The organism is Janthinobacterium sp. J1-1, assembly GCF_030944405.1.
GTDB lineage: Bacteria > Pseudomonadota > Gammaproteobacteria > Burkholderiales > Burkholderiaceae_D > Janthinobacterium.
In genome coordinates, this window is the sequence record NZ_CP132339.1 from 5652648 (window position 1) to 5669920 (window position 17273).

10 protein-coding genes, 9 tRNA genes and 1 pseudogene are annotated in these 17273 nt (G+C 61.3%); 5 read left to right on the forward strand and 15 right to left on the reverse strand.

Features of this window, described 5'->3' with window-relative positions; translation table 11 throughout:
• Positions 1–27 precede the first annotated feature (27 nt).
• The 4 genes from Q8L25_RS25860 to Q8L25_RS25875 all read right to left on the reverse strand — a co-directional run bounded on the left by Q8L25_RS25860 (position 28) and on the right by Q8L25_RS25875 (position 1096).
• A tRNA-Glu gene (locus Q8L25_RS25860) sits at positions 28–103 on the reverse strand.
• 57 nt (positions 104–160) lie between these two features.
• Positions 161–236: transfer RNA gene (locus tag Q8L25_RS25865), tRNA-Glu, on the reverse strand.
• 124 nt (positions 237–360) lie between these two features.
• A tRNA-Glu gene (locus tag Q8L25_RS25870) sits at positions 361–436 on the reverse strand.
• A 129-nt stretch (positions 437–565) separates the two neighbouring features.
• Complete coding sequence (locus tag Q8L25_RS25875; protein WP_308922124.1) at positions 566–1096, reverse strand: hypothetical protein; 531 nt, start codon at positions 1094–1096, stop codon at positions 566–568.
• A 450-nt stretch (positions 1097–1546) separates the two neighbouring features.
• On the opposite strand from Q8L25_RS25875, the pseudogene Q8L25_RS25880 reads away from it, so the two are divergent.
• A pseudogene (locus tag Q8L25_RS25880) lies at positions 1547–2505 on the forward strand (IS110 family transposase).
• A 114-nt stretch (positions 2506–2619) separates the two neighbouring features.
• Here the strand turns inward: Q8L25_RS25880 and Q8L25_RS25885 are convergent.
• The 8 genes from Q8L25_RS25885 to Q8L25_RS25920 form a co-directional block, all read right to left on the reverse strand.
• Positions 2620–2695, reverse strand: a tRNA-Ala gene (locus Q8L25_RS25885).
• A gap of 78 nt (positions 2696–2773) precedes the next feature.
• Positions 2774–2849, reverse strand: a tRNA-Ala gene (locus Q8L25_RS25890).
• 53 nt (positions 2850–2902) lie between these two features.
• A tRNA-Glu gene (locus Q8L25_RS25895) sits at positions 2903–2978 on the reverse strand.
• A gap of 38 nt (positions 2979–3016) precedes the next feature.
• Positions 3017–3092: transfer RNA gene (locus tag Q8L25_RS25900), tRNA-Ala, on the reverse strand.
• Between the two features lie 135 nt (positions 3093–3227).
• Positions 3228–3303, reverse strand: a tRNA-Glu gene (locus tag Q8L25_RS25905).
• A gap of 64 nt (positions 3304–3367) precedes the next feature.
• Positions 3368–3443: transfer RNA gene (locus Q8L25_RS25910), tRNA-Ala, on the reverse strand.
• 125 nt (positions 3444–3568) lie between these two features.
• Positions 3569–4975: a glutamate--tRNA ligase gene (gltX, locus tag Q8L25_RS25915; protein ID WP_308922125.1), complete on the reverse strand. Its 1407-nt coding sequence runs from the start codon at positions 4973–4975 to the stop codon at positions 3569–3571.
• Between the two features lie 81 nt (positions 4976–5056).
• Positions 5057–5968 carry a LysR family transcriptional regulator gene (locus Q8L25_RS25920; RefSeq protein WP_308922126.1) on the reverse strand — a complete coding sequence of 304 codons (912 nt, stop codon included), beginning with the start codon at positions 5966–5968 and terminating at the stop codon, positions 5057–5059.
• 102 nt (positions 5969–6070) lie between these two features.
• Between Q8L25_RS25920 and lysA the strand changes: the two genes are divergently transcribed.
• Positions 6071–7309 (forward strand): diaminopimelate decarboxylase, encoded by a 1239-nt coding sequence (lysA, locus tag Q8L25_RS25925; protein WP_308922127.1) that lies wholly within the window; start codon positions 6071–6073, stop codon positions 7307–7309.
• Between the two features lie 56 nt (positions 7310–7365).
• Positions 7366–8934, forward strand: a complete 1569-nt coding sequence (locus tag Q8L25_RS25930) for a phospholipase D family protein (RefSeq protein WP_308922128.1) — start codon at positions 7366–7368, stop codon at positions 8932–8934.
• 58 nt (positions 8935–8992) lie between these two features.
• On the opposite strand, the gene Q8L25_RS25935 is transcribed toward Q8L25_RS25930, so the two are convergent.
• The 3 genes from Q8L25_RS25935 to apbC form a co-directional block, all read right to left on the reverse strand.
• Positions 8993–10657, reverse strand: a complete 1665-nt coding sequence (locus tag Q8L25_RS25935; RefSeq protein ID WP_308922129.1) for an alkaline phosphatase family protein — start codon at positions 10655–10657, stop codon at positions 8993–8995.
• A gap of 138 nt (positions 10658–10795) precedes the next feature.
• Complete coding sequence (locus tag Q8L25_RS25940; protein ID WP_308922130.1) at positions 10796–12958, reverse strand: TonB-dependent siderophore receptor; 2163 nt, start codon at positions 12956–12958, stop codon at positions 10796–10798.
• A gap of 326 nt (positions 12959–13284) precedes the next feature.
• Entirely contained in the window at positions 13285–14385 is a 1101-nt protein-coding gene (gene apbC, locus Q8L25_RS25945; protein WP_308922131.1) for an iron-sulfur cluster carrier protein ApbC, read from the reverse strand.
• A gap of 170 nt (positions 14386–14555) precedes the next feature.
• Here apbC and metG point away from each other — a divergent pair, with 170 nt between their 5' ends.
• Positions 14556–16724, forward strand: coding sequence for a methionine--tRNA ligase (metG, locus tag Q8L25_RS25950; RefSeq protein WP_308922132.1), 2169 nt, complete (start codon positions 14556–14558; stop codon positions 16722–16724).
• A gap of 9 nt (positions 16725–16733) precedes the next feature.
• Complete coding sequence (locus Q8L25_RS25955; RefSeq protein WP_308922133.1) at positions 16734–17213, forward strand: GNAT family N-acetyltransferase; 480 nt, start codon at positions 16734–16736, stop codon at positions 17211–17213.
• Positions 17214–17273 lie beyond the last annotated feature (60 nt).

Consider the following 17273-nt stretch of genomic DNA (forward strand, 5'->3'; position numbering starts at 1 on the left):
CTTTTTTGTTGGCTGAATCAGCCGGTCTGGCGTCCCCAAGGGGATTCGAACCCCTGTACTCACCGTGAAAGGGTGATGTCCTAGGCCTCTAGACGATGGGGACAGAAACTCTGTCCTGGATGCGCTGCTCTGCATCCGGCCTTGCTTTGCTACTCGAATCTGGCGTCCCCAAGGGGATTCGAACCCCTGTACTCACCGTGAAAGGGTGATGTCCTAGGCCTCTAGACGATGGGGACAGAAATCTGTCCTGGATGCGCTGTTACGCATCCTGACCCGGTACTACAGCAATATTGCAGAAACAAAAAAAGCCTGACTTGTCAGGCCCGTTCAGCACTGCAATTACTTTACTACTAAAAATCCTGGCGTCCCCAAGGGGATTCGAACCCCTGTACTCACCGTGAAAGGGTGATGTCCTAGGCCTCTAGACGATGGGGACCTGTGCTGGCTTTACTCTCAGCGGACTCTTCGTTGAAGGCTTTGCTTAGCCCCTCAAAAAAGCGTGCGCGAAGTATAGCACGGGGTGATTCACGAAATCAACTGCCGGCCTTCTTATTTTGAGCTTATTTCAAACCGGCCCGGAGCTAAGCGATTGCATCAGTTGTTCAATTTCTGAGGCGTCCATCGCCAAATCAATTTTGAATGGCGAATTGTCGGAACTGCTGACGACAAGATGGCGCCCGTCGCACGCTGCGAGCCTGATGCCAGCCAGCACCTTGACCACATCACCATGCGATTCAGGCGCGACCCCGAGCCTGGCCGCATGCTGGACCGAATGCGGGCCCGAACCCATGAACAAGCCGCTGTCCGGAGAGGACTCCTGCCACTCCTCCCGCCACAGCAATTCGATGGACACCACCACAAACGGCACTTCCAGCACCCGCCAGTCAAAAGCATAATCTTCATGCACCCGGTACAGGCAAATCGGAAATACCTCAAACCACTTCCCCACCGAAACTTCCTCAACAGCGAAATTGATCACCTCGCCGCCATCGAGCAGCAATGAGGCAAAACTGTATTCCGAGTGCAGCGCCGTGACCGTACATCCCTTGAGCTTTGCGGCGCCGTCATAAGAATTCACTATTTTCGAATAGGGCATGCTGTTCGTTTCCACTGAGATTAATTACAACGGGATGGATTCCCGGCCAACAATCCCAGTAGGATATCGCGATGAATTCGCAGACATAAAAAAGCCGCTCAGGGTGACCTTGATTATTGTGTGCATTCTGCGCTGCTGGCGGAGGTTGGCGGGAGGCCATGGATCTTTGATTTGGGTAAGTGGCATTGTCGGGTTACGCTACGCTAATCCGACCTTGTATTATTCCTCTCATGCGGTTGGTGGTGTTGCGAACAACATCGACCGCTGTCAAAATTCTTGGTAGGCATATCAAGACCGGGTAACTGGATGCCGTATCCGCCCTTAGGCTCAAAGCCAGCGATGTAGATCTCGCACCAGTTACCCACCCTCCATGTCAAGATCGGACAGTATCTTTGGCACCGGCACGCCGGTAGCCCGCATTCACAAGGTAGATCGCAAGAGGACCACAGCATGTTTAATTTAGGAATCGACGTTGCCAAGGCCAAGCTGGACTGCGCACTGCGCCTGCCCAATGGCAAGCACCGTAACAAGGTAGTAGAGAACAATCACAAAGGATTTGCTGCACTGAGCGAATGGCTGCTCAAGCATGATGCCGGCAACCCGAGAGTATGTATGGAAGCGACTGGCACTTACTGGAAGGGGTTGCCGAATATCTGGCCGGACTTGGCATGGTGGTCAGTGTCATCAATCCGGCACAGATGAAGGCCTTTGGCGCCTCGCGCATGGTACGCACCAAGACCGACAAGGTCGACGCGCAGTTGATTGCCGACTTTGCCCATGAGCGCCAACCGCAGCCGTGGACAGCGCCGTCGCCCGCCGCGCAGGCACTGCGCGCCTTGGTGCTGCGCCTCGAAGCGGTGCAAGCGATGCGGTTGCAGGAAACGAATCGGCTCGACGTCGCGCGAGAAGCGGTACGCCAGGGTATCGAGGATCACATTGCCTGGCTCGACAAAGAAATCAAGGAACTCATTCGCGCCATCAAGCGCCATATCGACGATGATCCGGATTTACGCGATAAGCGCGAGCTGCTCGACAGCATCCCTGGTCTGGGTGAGCGCACGATACCAGTGTTGCTGTCGTACTATGCCGATACCGAGCGCTTCGACAACGCCAAGCAAGCCGTGGCGTTTGCGGGACTCGACCCGCGCCAGCACGAGTCAGGATCGAGCGTACGTGGCAAGCCACGCATGTCGAAGATTGGTCACAGTTTCCTGCGAAAGGCGCTGTACATGCCAGCCATGGTGACCGTATACAGGACACCATGGGGTCAGCGCTTTGGTCAGCGGCTCAGCGCTGCCGGCAAGCCACCGAAACTGATCATCGGCGCCATGATGCGCAAGCTGGTGCACGTGGCATTCGGCGTGCTCAGGTCGGGAAAAATATTTGATCCAACCTTGCACAACGCTTGACGGGGATAACAGTATCTACACCATACCCTTCTCCCGACGGGTAAGGAGATAAATCTGCGGACGTAAAAAAAGCCGCTCAGGGCGACTTTGATTACCATGTGATTTCTGCGCTATTGGTGGAGGTTGGCGGGAGCTAACCGCTGACCTCTTGCATGCCATGCAAGCGCTCTAACAGCTAAGCCTAACTTCCCCTTGGCGAAGACACCACTGACGCAAACAAAAAAAGCCGCCAAAGGCGACTTTAATTATTTCGTGACTTCTGCGCTATTGGTGGAGGTAAGCGGGATCGAACCGCTGACCTCTTGCATGCCATGCAAGCGCTCTCCCAGCTGAGCTATACCCCCCGGGCGCAGAAACACTGCTACTACTTTTTACTACCAACAACACCAGACCGAACTGGCGTCCCCAAGGGGATTCGAACCCCTGTACTCACCGTGAAAGGGTGATGTCCTAGGCCTCTAGACGATGGGGACCTCGGAACTACAGTTTTGCTACTTTACTTCTGCGCTGTTGGTGGAGGTAAGCGGGATCGAACCGCTGACCTCTTGCATGCCATGCAAGCGCTCTCCCAGCTGAGCTATACCCCCCGGGCGCAGAAATAATAAAAGCCGCACTTGGCGACTTTGTTCCACTACTTGCCTTCCATCCAGAACCCGTCTTTTGACCGGCCTGAACTTACAACAATCAGTACAAACAACTGCCACTACTATACCACAACTACCTGGCGTCCCCAAGGGGATTCGAACCCCTGTACTCACCGTGAAAGGGTGATGTCCTAGGCCTCTAGACGATGGGGACCTCGGAACTTCTACAGCTACTGCACCACTTCAACGACTAACAAAACGATAAGCTGTTTTGCTGCTGGTGGAGGTAAGCGGGATCGAACCGCTGACCTCTTGCATGCCATGCAAGCGCTCTCCCAGCTGAGCTATACCCCCGTTGGTGCAGAAACAAGAGTATAGCAAAGAAGTTTCACTCTGCAAATACCCTTTTTCGCCCATGGCAAAGTTTTCATGGGGCGCGGTTTCCGCACCGTCATTTCAGCTTGATACGGCAGCGGCGATTACAGCCACTTTGCCAGGCGCGCCAGCACGGTCTCGCGGCCGAAGATCACCACCACCTGGTCGATGGCCGGCGTCTGCAATTGACCCGTCAGGATCAAGCGCAAAGGCATGGCCAGCAGCGGCATCTTGATGGTGTTGGCAGCCAGCACTTCCTTGATCATGGCGGCGACGGCTTCCTTGCTCCACTCCACCGTGGCGATGCGCTCGGCGAACTGCGCCAGCACCGGCTTGATCGCGTCGGTAATGTGCTGCGTCACCAGCGCTTCATCGGGCTGCGGTTCGCGGAAGAACAGCATCGAGGCCGCTGCCAGTTCATTGATGGTGTTGGCGCGCTCTTTCATCAGGCCCAATACCAGCGCCAGCTCGGGCGCGCCGTCGAACACCGCGCCGGCGTCCAGCATCTGCGCACGGGCCAGGTCGGCCAGGCGGGCGTTGTCCGCCTGCTTGATATAGTGATTGTTCAGCCAGGCCAGTTTTTCATTGTTGAACTGGGCGGCCGATTTCGACAGGTGGTTCAGGTTGAACCACTCGCAGAACTGCTCGGTCGAAAATACTTCATCGTCGCCGTGGCTCCAGCCCAGGCGCGCCAGGTAGTTCAGCATCGCTTCCGGCAGGAAGCCCTGCGCCGGATAATCCATCACGCTGACGGCGCCATGGCGCTTCGACAGCTTCTCGCCATCCGCGCCCAAAATCATCGGCAGGTGGCCGTACAGCGGCAGCGGTGCGCCGATGGCGCGCAGGATATTGATCTGGCGCGGGGTGTTGTTGACATGGTCGTCGCCGCGGATCACGTGGGTGATCCGCATGTCCCAGTCATCGACGGCCACGCAGAAGTTATAGGTCGGTGTGCCGTCCGGGCGGGCGATCACCAGGTCGTCCAGCTCGCGGTTCGAGATCGTGATGGTGCCCTTGACCACGTCGTCCCACGTCACGTCGCCGTCGAGCGGATTCTTGAAGCGCACCACCGGTTTGCGATCAAGGGGAATGGCCGGCAGGGTCTTGCCCGGCTCCGGACGCCAGGTGCCGTCATAGCGCGGCTTTTCGCCGGCGGCGCGCATGCGCTCGCGCATGGCTTCGACTTCTTCCGGCGACGAGTAGCAGTGATAGGCCGTACCTTCGGCCAGCATCTGCGCCACCACTTCACGGTAGCGGTCCATGCGCTGCATCTGGTAGAACGGGCCTTCGTCGTGGTCCAGGCCCAGCCACTTCATGCCTTCGATGATGGCCTGCACGGCTTCCGGCGTGGAGCGTTCCAGGTCCGTGTCTTCGATGCGCAGCACGAAAGTGCCGCCAAAGTGGCGGGCATACGCCCAGCTGTACAAGGCGGTGCGGGCGCCGCCCAGGTGCAGATAGCCGGTCGGGCTGGGAGCGAAACGGGTGCGGACGGGAGTAGCGGTTGTGGTCATCGAAGTAATCAGGCTTTAATAAGTAAAACGCCATTTTACTCTGTTGAACGTCCCCGCTCCACTTGCTCATTCCCTATTACCCTACAGCGCCAGCAAGCGCCTTTTAACCTCGTTCGCCTGCGCCTGCAAGGCCTGCTCGAACAGGGCGACCAGCTGCGACAGGGGCCGGTGCAGCGGCTTGACGATATTCACGGTGAACGGCAGCGACACACTGAAGCGGCGGATCTGCAGGCCCTGGCCCACAAAGTCCAGCGCCGTCAGCGGGTTGACGATGGCCAGGCCCACACCCTCGCGCACCATGGCGCACACCGACGCGGCGCTGTGGGTGTCGAGCGCCATGCGCCGCTCCACGCCGGCCTGGGCGAAGATGGCGTCGATCTGCTGGCGGTAGGGGTCGACTGCCGCCAGGCTGATAAACGGCAGCCCCGCAAAGTCTTCCGGCGCCAGGGTGGCCTTGCCCGCCAGCGCATGGCCATCGGGCAGCACGCACACTTCATCGACGGACATCAAGGTATCGAGCACGGTGCCGGGCGGCGCATTGCCCACCTCCGTCAGGCCGACATCATGGCGCTGGGCCGACAGCCATTCCTCCAGCAGCGGCGACTCCTGCGGCGTGATGCTGATGCTCACATTCGGAAAATCCGCCACGAACGATTTACAGGCCTGCGGCAGCAGCGACTGCGAAAACACCGGCAGGCAGGCGATCGACAGCTGGCCCTGGTCGAACTGGCGCAGGGCGGTGGCCGTGCTGACAATGCGCTCCAGGCCGAAATAGGCGCGCTGCACTTCCTCGAACAGCTGCAAGGCCTGGGCGGTGGGGCGCAACCGGCCGCGCTCGCGCTCGAACAAGGTCAAGCCCGTCAGGTATTCCAGGCGCGCCAGCTCGCGGCTGACGGTGGGCTGCGAGGTATGGAGCATGGCGGCGGCCGCCGTCACGCTGCCGGTGGTCATGATGGCGCGGAAAACTTCGATATGGCGCAGGGAGATGGACATAGTCCATATCATAAATGAATAAGGTGGCCTTAAATGGATATTTTATGTTTGGGCGATAAACCGCGATGATGTGGTTATTCTTCCCTCACACGAAAGCGCACGATGAAGCCCGTCAACGACCAGACCCTCGCCCAACTCGCCCAACAGCACGGCACGCCCTTGTGGGTCTACGACGCGGCCACCATCCGCGCGCGCGTCAAACAGCTGGCGCAGTTCGACACCGTGCGTTTCGCGCAAAAAGCCAACTCGAACATCCACCTGTTGACCTTGATGCGCGAGGCCGGCGTGCACGTGGACGCCGTCTCGCTGGGCGAGATCGAGCGCGCGCTGCAGGCTGGCTATACGCCGGCGCAGACCAATGGCGCGGCCGGCGTGGTGTTCACCTGCGACCTGTTCGACCGCGCCACGCTGGCGCGCGTGGTGGAGGCGAAGATCGAAGTCAATTGCGGCTCGGTCGACATGCTGCGCCAGCTGGGCCCTGTATCGCCCGGCCACCGCGTCTGGCTGCGCATCAATCCGGGTTTCGGCCATGGCCACAGCAACAAGACCAATACGGGCGGCGAAAACAGCAAGCACGGCATCTGGCACGAGGAGCTGCCGGAAGCGCTGGCCGTGATCCGCCAGCATGGCCTGCACCTGGTCGGCCTGCACATGCATATCGGTTCCGGCGTCGACTACAGCCACCTGGAAACCGTCTGCGGCACCATGGTCGGCCTGGTGAGGAACATGGGCCACGATATCGAGGCGATTTCCACCGGCGGCGGCCTGTCGGTACCGTATCGCGAAGGCGAGCAGCCGGTCGATACCGACCACTACTTCCAGCTGTGGGACGCGGCGCGCAAGCAGATCGAAGCGCACCTGGGCCACCCGGTGCACCTGGAGATCGAACCGGGCCGTTTTTTAGTCGCTGACGCGGGCCTGCTGGTGGCCGAAGTGCGCGCCACCAAGCAAATGGGCGGCAACCATTTCACCCTGCTCGACACCGGCTTCAATGAACTGATGCGTCCCGCCATGTACGGCAGCTACCATGCGATGACGGTGATCGCCCACGATGGCCGCGCACTCGATGCCCAGCGCGCCACCGTGGTCGGCGGCCCGCTGTGCGAATCGGGCGACGTATTTACCCAGCGCGACGGCGGCGTGGTGGAAACCCGCCTGCTCCCTGCCGCCCAGGTGGGTGACTATATGGTGTTCGAAGGCGCGGGCGCGTATGGCGCGTCGATGTCGTCGAACTACAATAGCCGTCCGCATGCGGCCGAATACCTGGTCGATGGTGACGCGTCGCGCCTGATCCGCCGCCGCCAGACGGTGGCCGAGCTGATCGCGCTCGAATCCCTGTAAGACGTCAGGCGCGGCGGGCTTCTGCTACCATCGGGCAACCCCGATGAAAGCCCGCCATGACCCGTATTACCCTGCCCTCGCGCCGCCTGACCGCACTGTTTTCGGCGGCGCTGCTGCTGTCCCTCCTGCTGGGTGGCTGCGCCGAACTGCCCTCGCTGGCGGGCCGCACGCACAGCGTCACCCTGCTTGATACTGCGGACACCAAACTGGCGCAGGCCATCATGCCGCTGGCCGCGCAGCATCCGGGCGTGTCCGGCATTTACGCGCTGTCCGACGGGCGCGACGCGTTTGCCGCGCGCGCCCTGCTGGCCGCAGCCGCCCAGCGCACGCTCGACGTGCAGTACTACATCTGGCACAAGGACATTACCGGCACCCTGCTGTTCGATGCGCTGCGCCAGGCGGCGGAACGGGGCGTGCGCGTGCGCCTGCTGCTGGACGATAACAACACGGCGGAACTCGACGACACCCTGGCCCTGCTGTCCAAACAGCCCAACCTGGAAATCCGGCTGTTCAATCCCTTCGCCCTGCGCTCGCCGCGCGCACTGGGTTTTCTCACCGACTTTTCGCGCCTGAACCGGCGCATGCACAATAAATCGTTCACGGCCGATAACCAGGCCACCATCGTCGGCGGGCGCAATGTGGGCGACGAATATTTCGGCGCAGCCGGCGACGTGCTGTTCGCCGACCTCGACGTGCTGGTGATCGGCTCCGTGGTGGGCGCCGTGTCGCAGGACTTCGACCGCTACTGGAACAGCCCTTCGGCCTACCCTGCGACCTTGCTGATCAAGCCGCCGAACAAGGGTGACGCCGGCGATATCGCGCTTGAAGCCGACCGCATCGACGACACAAAGGCGGCCGAAGAGTATGTGCAGGCCATGCGCACCTCGCCGTTCGTGCAGCAGCTGATCGAGCGCCAGTTGCCGTTCGAATGGGCGCCCACGCGCCTGGTCAGCGACGATCCGGCCAAGGTGCTGGACAAGGCGCGCCCCGGCTCTGGCGTGGCGGCCAACCTGAAGAATTTGCTGGGCGTGCCAAGCAAGGAACTCGATCTCGTCTCGCCCTATTTCGTGCCCGGCAAATCGGGCACCCAGGCGTTTGCCGAACTGGCGAAGGAAGGCGTGAACGTGCGCATCCTGACGAACGCGCTGGAAGCGACCGACGTGGCGGCCGTGCATGCGGGCTATGCCAAATGGCGCAAGCCGCTGCTGGAGGCGGGCGTGACCCTGTACGAATCGCGCCGCTCGTGGGATGAAGGCGATGCGCGCGAAAAAACCGGCCGCTTCGGCAGTTCCGCATCGAGCCTGCACGCGAAAACCTTTGCCGTCGACGACCGGCGCATCTTTGTCGGCTCCTTCAACTTCGACCCGCGCTCGATCGATTTGAATACCGAAATGGGCCTGGTGATCGACAGCCCGGCGCTGGCCGGCAAACTGGGCCAGGCCATGCGCGGCAGCATCCCGCAGCGCGCCTACCAGGTGCTGCTGCAGCCCGACGGCACGCTGTACTGGATCGCGCGCGACGCCCATGGCGGCATCACGCGCTACGACACCGAGCCGGGCACCAGCGTGTGGAAACGCATGGGGGTGGCTATCTTGTCGGTGCTGCCGATTGATTGGTTGTTGTAAAACGCGCCAACAATGTTGTCGGGTTAGCGCGCAGCGCGTAACCCGACACCACCACTTCTTACTTGACCGCCTCCGTCAACACCCGCCCTTCCGACGCCGACGGCTGGCGCAAGCGCAGCAGGTGCGCCAGGGTCGGCGCGATATCGACCACTTCCGCGTACTGGCCATAGGCGCCCGGCTTGATCCAGCGCGGGCCGTAGACCATCAGCGGCACATTGGTGTCATAGGTGTAGGGCGTGCCGTGAGAGGTGCCGCCCACACCCTTGCCGAAGTACCAGGCCGGTTTCGTCACCACCATCAGGTCGCCCGACAACTGGCGGTTCCAGGCGCGGCGCATCAGGGTGTCCATGCGGGTGGCCACTGCTCCCGTTTCCATCTGCGTGCGCGTGTAGACCTGCGCCAGGCCGTCGCGCTGCAGCAGGAAGCGCGCGGCCGCGTCTTCCAGCTCCACGCGGCTGGTGCCGTTCTTTTCGGCCAGCGCGTAGTCCAGATAGATGTTCGGCAGCGAGAACGTCGTCACCAGCTTGTCCACCCCCAGGGTCGCCGCCAGGTGGTCGTTGAGGTCCTTGACCAACTGCCCGCCATCGATGCGCTTGGCGGGAACACCGCGAGTCTCGTTAAATTCGGGGACGTTGGCAAAACCGTGGTCGGCCGTCAGCACCACCAGCACATTGTCCATGCCGACCTTTTTGTCGAGGTCGGCGAAGAAACCGGCCAGCATGCGGTCCAGGCGCTGCAGATGGTCGTGCGACATCTTGCTTTCCGGGCCGTAGGCGTGGTTCACGTAATCGTGCGCCGACAGGCTGACGCCGAGGATGTCCGGCACGCCGGCCGGATTGCGGCCCAGGTTTTCACCATCGACGGCGGCGCGCGCGAATTCCAGGGTCAGCTCGTCGAGGAAGGGACCGGATTTCAAACGGCTGTAGTAGTCGCCATCGAGGCTGCCGCTGTCGCTGTAGTAGGCAAACGGGAAGGTGTTGCGCGACCCAGGCTTGGCCGGAACGATATCGTCGCGCGCGTCGTTGACGTAGGCCGAATCGGCCAGCAGCGGCGTCCAGTTCTTGCCGTAATAGCGGTCCTGCGGCTTGGCCGCCTGGTAGCGCTGCACCCATTGCGGATGCTGCTGCATGTAATAGGTGGAGCTGGCGAAGTTGCCGGTCTTTTCCATGTACATATAGGCGGTACCGGTTTTCCCGGCCAGCAGGATGGCGCCACGGTCCTTGCCCGAGACGGTAACGACCTTGGCCTGGTTGCCGGTGCCGTAGCGCAGCTCGTCGCCCAGGGTCGTCACGCGCAGTTTCGCTGGCGAGGTGCCATCATCGGGCTTGGTCTCTTCGCCGATATATTTGTGCGCGCTGTCTTCGGTGCAGTAGACCGACTGTTTCGTGACGGGATCGATCCAGTTATTGCCGATCACACCATGCTGGTAAGGATAGGCGCCCGTCAGCACGGCCGAATGGCCGATGGCGGTCACCGTGATGCCGTGCGCCTGGTGCGCGTCGCTGAACCACGCGCCCTGCTCCAGCAGGCGGCGGAAGCCGCCCTGGCCGAACTGGTCGCGGTAGCGCGTCACTTGCTCTTGCGGCAGGCCGTCGACCACCAGCACGACCACCAGCTTGGGCTGCGCGGCAGGCTTTTGTGGCGCGGGCGCGGCATGTACGGAGAATGCCGCCAGTAACAAGGCAGGCACTATCTTGCGTGTCAGGGAAATCGTGAGTGTCATGGAGTAGGATCGATGGCTGGTTGATGTGCGCGGCGATCACGCCACGGCCCGCCCGGCAGCATACAGAGTCATGATGACAGGAGCATTACATCAGCATGACAGCGCGCCGGGACCGCTGCCATGCTCGTTCAAGCTTGCTTAAAAGTCAAACACGGCCTTCAGCACCGCCGTCCTCGGGTCGCCCAGCGGCAGCACATTGGCGTTCAGCACGCCGGCGTAATACTCCTTGTCGAGCAGGTTTTTCACGTTCAGGCTGAGCCGGTAGCCGCGCCCCTGGTAGGCCAGGCTGGCGTCCGCCACGGTGTAGCCGGCGACCGTGTAGTTGACCGACGGCCCCGTCTTGCCCGCTTCATGGCGCGCGCCCACGCCGGCCGTCCAGCCGTCCATCACGCCGCCACGGAAGCGGTAGTTGGCCCATACATTGGCGCTCTGGCGCGGCGTATTGAGCAGGCGGCGGCCCACCGTGCCGCCATTGTCTTCGGTCACGCGCGCGTCGAGCACGGTCAATGCGCCCTGCACGCTCCAGCCATTGCGCAGGTCCGCGCTGATCTCGGCTTCGAAGCCGCGCGTGCGCTGCTCGCCCGTCTGCACCTGGGCGCTGGACAGGATGGCGATGTGGGCCGGGTCCGGATCGGCCGTGGTGACGTTGGTCCGCGTCAGGTCATAGATGGCGACGGCGCCGTTGATGCGCCCGCCCGCGAACTGGAACTTGCTACCCACTTCCGCCTGGCGCCCTTCTTCCGGCTTGAACTGGACGCCGAAGAAATCGCTGCCGCTGACGGGCAAAAACGAGGTGGCATAGCTGACGTAGGGGATGATGTTCGGTGTCAGCACATACGACAGCGCCGCATTGCCGGTGGTCGACGAAGTGTCCTGGCGCTGGGTGACGTTGGTCAGGCCATTGAGTTCGCGGTTGCGCGCGCGGTCGTGGCGCACGGCCAGGTTGACCCGCCATTGCTCGTTCAATTTGATCTGGTCGCGCAGGTACAAGCCGGTCGATGACACGGTGGTGGTGGTCAGGCGGCTGACCGGCGGACACGTCACCAACGTGTTGTAGACGGGGTTGAGCACATTGAGCGCGCCGATGCGGCAAGCCTGGTTGGCGTTGCGCACGCGGTCGCTATTGAGATCGAGGCCGGCCATCAGATTGTGCTCCATGCCGCCCAACGCAAACGTGCGCGAGGCATTGGTGTCGAGGCCACGCGTAATGCCATCGACATCCTGCACCTGGGCCGAGCGCGACAGCAGCAGCTCGCTGGCGGACAGGCTGCCCAGCGACACGAAGCGGCCATCCATCGCCATTTTCTGCCAGCGGAAATTCTGCGCCACTTTCCAGCCATTCCCGAACCGGTGTTCCAGGCTGTAGCCGACCTGCTTCTGCGACGAGTCGTACGGGCCGAAACCGGGTTCGCCATAGAACTGATTGCGCTCCAGCCGGCCATTGCGGTTCGCCAGCAAGCTGCCCTTCACCGGCACGCCCTGGTTGCGCAGGTATTCGCGGCTGGTGTAAGACGTCAGTATCGTGAAATCCGTGTTCGCGCCCAGGTCCAGCGACAGCGATGGCGCCAGGTAGCGGTTCTTGAACCACACCTGGTCGGTCTGGTCGTCGCTGTGGGACCACAGGCCGTTGAGGCGGAACGCCGCCTTGCCGCTGTCGTTCAAAGGCCGGCCCAGGTCGAACGTCGCCTGCTTGTAGTTATAGCTGCCGACGGCAAGGCCGGCCTGGTTGAAGGCTTCCGCGCGTGGACGCTTGCTGACCATATTGACCATGCCGCCCGGCTGCACCAGGCCGAAGTTGATCGAGGCCGGGCCTTTCAGGATTTCGATGGTCTCGACGCCGGACACTTCCTGCGCCACGTAGTTGGACTGGTTCAGTTTCAGGCCGTCGACATAGATCGATTCCGACGCGCGCTGGCCGCGGATGGAAAAGTCATCCCAGCCGCGCTTGCCCCAGCTGCCCGACGACACGCCGGCCGACGTCTGGATCGCTTCGTTCAGGGTGGTCACCTGGCGCGAATCGAGCAGGTCGCGCGTCAGCACCGAGATCGATTGCGCCGTCTCGAACAGCGACAGGTCGGACTTGGTGGTCGTGCTGCTGGCGCGCGTGGCGCCAAAGCCCGAGTTTTCTTCGCGCATACTGGCCACGTGGACGGTCTGGATCGGGGCTTCGGCGGTAGCGGCATCGGCCGCAGTGCTGTCGTCAGCGCAGGCGGGGCCGTACAGCAGAGCGGAGGAAATGGTGATGCACAACAGGCGGACAGCAGCGGGGATGGGGCGTGAAGTCAGGAGGAATGGAGACATTGAGAATCTTTATCACATTGAGAATGATTCTTATTATTAAATGTAAATCCATGTAAAGACAATATGAAATTATTGTTTTGAGGTACTTTCCTGGCCTTTTGATCGGGGTTTTACGTGTTATCCCTTAATGGAATTTGTGGTTTTTGTTGATGATTGTGAAATTTTGGCAAAAAAAATGCCGCGTCCGAAAAGCGCGGCATGCGGCATAAAATTTGTAGGTCGGGTTAGCGCACAGCGCGTAACCCGACAACATTGTTGGCGCCGGCGGTGTTGTCGGATTACGCTACGCTAATCCGACCTACGCGACCCAATTCACGCCACGAGGATCAATCGTTTTTAATAACAATGCTCGGGAATTTGTTCGTCATGTCCTTGGCCTTTTCCGCCACCTTGATGGCGATGGTGCGGGCGATCTGCTTGTAGATCGCGGCCACCGGGCCGTCCGGTTCGGCCACCACGGTCGGCGTGCCCGAATCGGTCTGCTGGCGGATCGCCATGGTCAACGGCAAGGCGCCGAGGAATTCCACGCCGAAGTCGGCGCACATTTTCGCGCCGCCGCCGGCGCCGAAGATTTCTTCCGCATGGCCGCAGTTCGAGCAGATATGCGTGCTCATGTTTTCCACCACGCCCAGGATAGGGATGCCGACCTTCTCGAACATCTTGAGACCCTTGCGGGCGTCGAGCAGCGCGATGTCCTGCGGCGTGGTGACGATCACGGCGCCGGTGACCGGCACTTTTTGCGACAGGGTCAGCTGGATGTCGCCGGTGCCTGGCGGCATGTCGACGATCAGGTAATCGAGGTCGCGCCAGTTGGTCTGGTCCAGCAACTGCTGCAGGGCCTGGGTGACCATCGGGCCGCGCCATACCATCGGCTCGTCCGGATCGATCATGAAGCCGATCGACGACACTTGCAGGCCGTGGTTTTCCATCGGCTCCATGCTCTTGCCGTCCAGCGTTTTCGGCTGGCCACTGATGCCCAGCATCATCGGCTGCGACGGGCCGTAGATATCGGCGTCCAGCACTCCGACCGACGCGCCCTCGGCGGCCAGGGCCAGCGCCAGGTTGACGGCGGTGGTCGATTTGCCCACGCCGCCCTTGCCGGAGGCCACGGCGATAATGTTCTTCACGTTGCTCATCGGCTTCAAACCGCGCTGCACCGTGTGCGAGATGATCTTCGAGGACACGCCGACGCTGACATTGCCCACGCCCGGCAGCACGCGCAGCGCGGCCAGCACGGATTTGCGGATCAGGTCGATCTGGCTTTTGGCCGGGTAGCCCAGTTCGATGTCGAGCGAGATGTCGGCACCTGCGTCGCCTTGGTCGACTTTCAGATTCTTGACGGTTTTACTGGAAACGAAATCTTTTTGTGTATTTGGATCAATAACTTGCGCCAGGGCTGCCTTGACGTCTTCTGCTGTGATGCTCATGTGATTCTCCGTGTGTGATGCCCGCAGTTTAGCGCAAATGCGCGGGGCGGTCGCGATGCCCATGCAAAGACAAATGCACCACATGGCGCGGTTGCAACTGCTCGGCATCTGCTCATATTGCGTTTCCGCTGTTAAAATGCTCGTTTATCCATCCCAAAAGTGCATCAATCATGACTCGCAAGCTGTTCGTCACCACTGCCCTGCCTTACGCAAACGCCGCTTTTCACATTGGCCACATCATGGAATATATCCAGGCCGATATCTGGGTCCGGTTCCAGCGAATGCAACGCGATGGCGACGCCGGCCGTGAAGTGCACTTCGTGGGCGCCGACGATACGCACGGCACGCCGATCATGATCGCCGCCGAAAAGGAAGGCATCACGCCGCAGCAATTCGTGGCCAATATCGCCGCCGGCCGCGCCCAGTACCTGGACGGCTTTCATATTGCGTTCGATAACTGGTATTCGACCGACTCGCCGGAAAACGTCGAGCTGTCGCAAGCCATGTACCGCAAATTGCGCGATACGGGCCTGATCGTCACGAAAACCGTCGACCGCTTCTTCGATCCGGTCAAAGGCATGTTCCTGGCCGACCGCAATATCAAGGGCGAATGCCCGAAATGCGGCGCCAAGAACCAGTACGGCGACAATTGCGAAGTGTGCGGCGCGGCCTACCAGCCGACCGACCTGGTCAACCCGTTCTCGGTGTTTACCAATGCCACGCCGGTGATGAAGCCGTCGGAACAGTATTTCTTCAAATTGTCGGACCCGCGCTGCTTCGAGTTCCTCAAGGACTGGCTGAACACGCCTGGCCGCTTGCAGCCGGAAATGGTCAACAAGGTCAGCGAATGGCTGGGCGAAGCCGGTGAAAAGCTGGCCGACTGGGATATCTCGCGCGACGCGCCCTACTTCGGCATCCCGATTCCTGACGCGCCGGGCAAGTTCTTCTATGTGTGGATGGACGCCCCGGTCGGCTACCTGGCCAGCCTGAAAAACTATTGCGACAAGAAAGGCATCGATTTCGACGCCTTTCTGAACGACCCGAGCACCGAACAGATCCACTTTATCGGCAAGGACATCGTCTCCTTCCACCTGCTGTTCTGGCCCGCCATGCTGAAGTTCGCCAATCACCCGGTGATCGACAAACTGAAAGTCAATGTGCACGGCTTCCTGACGGTCAACAACGAAAAAATGTCCAAGTCGCGCGGCACCGGCATCTCGCCGCTGCGCTACCTGGACCTGGGCATGAACCCGGAATGGCTGCGCTACTACATCGCGTTCAAATTGAATTCGAAAGTGGAAGACCTGGACTTCAACGGCGAAGATTTCGTCGCCCGCGTCAATAGCGACCTGATCGGCAAATACGTGAATATCGCCAGCCGCTGCGCCGGCTTTATCGCCAAGCGCTTCGACGGCAAGCTGGCGCCAAGCTTGTCCGAAGGCGCGCAGACCTGGATCAACCGCGCGCTGACGCAGGACGTCAACGGTGTCGTCATCGAGCGCCAGGACAGCATCGCCAAGCACTTTGAAAACCGCGAATTCGGCAAGGCGCTGCGCGAGATCATGGAAATCGCCGACATCACGAACCAGTATGTCGACGAAAACAAGCCATGGATCCTGGCCAAGGACGCGGAAAAGACGGCCGAGCTGCACGACGTGTGCACCACCGCGCTGATCCTGTTCCGCCAGTTGACCATTTTGCTGTCGCCGGTACTGCCGGGCGTGGCCAAGAACGTGGCCTCCTTCCTCAACGACGCCGAGTTCACCTGGGCCGACACGCAGGTGTTCGGCGACGCCGTCTCGCAAAGCATGCTGGGCCGCACCATCGGCGCCTACAGCCATCTGATGACGCGCATGGATGCCAAGATGATCGAAGCGCTGTTCGATGCGCCGCAAGCCGTCGTGGCGGCCCCGGCTGCGGATGCGGCCAACGATGCCGCGCCGGCGGCCCCGGCCCTAGTGGCCAGCACGCCCGCCTCGGCCATCGAGGAACTGGCGCCAGAGATCAAGATCGACGACTTCCTGAAGGTCGACCTGCGCATCGCGAAAATCGTCAACTGCGAACTGGTCGACGGCTCGGACAAGCTGCTGCGCCTGACCCTGGACGCCGGCGAAGGCCGCCTGCGCAATGTCTTTTCGGGCATCCGTTCGGCCTACCAGCCGGAAGAGCTGATCGGCAAGCTGACCGTGCTGGTGGCCAACCTGGCGCCGCGCAAGATGAAGTTCGGCGTCTCCGAAGGCATGGTGATGGCGGCCTCCGCCGCCGATGAAAAGGCCAATCCGGGCATCTACATCCTGAACCCGTGGCCGGGCGCCGAACCTGGCATGCGCATTCGTTAAGGCGCCATCATGAATATCGTGGTGCGCGAAGCGGGCGATGAGGATGCGGCGTTGATTGCCGGACTGACCCGCGCCGCATGGGCGGGCAAGGTTGCCGCCTCGTCCAGCGGCCACCACGAAACGCCCGAGCAGGTGGCGCGCGCCCTGCGCAGCGGTGGCGGTTTCATCTTGCTGGTCGACGACATGCCGGCCGGCTCCGTGCGCTTCATGCCGCTCGACAGCGAACCGGCTGTCTGGGAAATCTCGCGCATGGGCATCTTGCCGGCCTGGCGCGGCAACCATTGCTCGCAGCACCTGCTCGAAGCCGTGATCCACCATGCGCTGTCCTGCCAGGCCGAGGAATTGCGGCTGGCGGTGCGCCTGGACCAGGGCAAGCTGATCGACTTTTATGCCGCCTTCGGCTTTGAACTGGCCGAAGAGCTGGAATATTCGCACGCCAACCCGGCAGAACCCCCGCCTTCCGTGATGCGGCGCATGCTGCGTTACTAAGTTACGTTATTAAGTTTTAGAAATTTCCATTGCAGGCCAGGCGACAGAATGTCCCACCGC

Coding starts and splice junctions, on each gene's coding strand:
- Q8L25_RS25940 (WP_308922130.1), bottom strand. CDS start 12,958: ATGTCTCCATTCCTCCTGACTTCACGCCCCATCCCCGCTGCTGTCCGC.
- apbC (WP_308922131.1), bottom strand. CDS start 14,385: ATGAGCATCACAGCAGAAGACGTCAAGGCAGCCCTGGCGCAAGTTATT.
- Q8L25_RS25935 (WP_308922129.1), bottom strand. CDS start 10,657: ATGACACTCACGATTTCCCTGACACGCAAGATAGTGCCTGCCTTGTTA.
- lysA (WP_308922127.1), top strand. CDS start 6,071: ATGAAGCCCGTCAACGACCAGACCCTCGCCCAACTCGCCCAACAGCAC.
- Q8L25_RS25955 (WP_308922133.1), top strand. CDS start 16,734: ATGAATATCGTGGTGCGCGAAGCGGGCGATGAGGATGCGGCGTTGATT.
- Q8L25_RS25930 (WP_308922128.1), top strand. CDS start 7,366: ATGACCCGTATTACCCTGCCCTCGCGCCGCCTGACCGCACTGTTTTCG.
- gltX (WP_308922125.1), bottom strand. CDS start 4,975: ATGACCACAACCGCTACTCCCGTCCGCACCCGTTTCGCTCCCAGCCCG.
- Q8L25_RS25875 (WP_308922124.1), bottom strand. CDS start 1,096: ATGCCCTATTCGAAAATAGTGAATTCTTATGACGGCGCCGCAAAGCTC.
- Q8L25_RS25920 (WP_308922126.1), bottom strand. CDS start 5,968: ATGTCCATCTCCCTGCGCCATATCGAAGTTTTCCGCGCCATCATGACC.
- metG (WP_308922132.1), top strand. CDS start 14,556: ATGACTCGCAAGCTGTTCGTCACCACTGCCCTGCCTTACGCAAACGCC.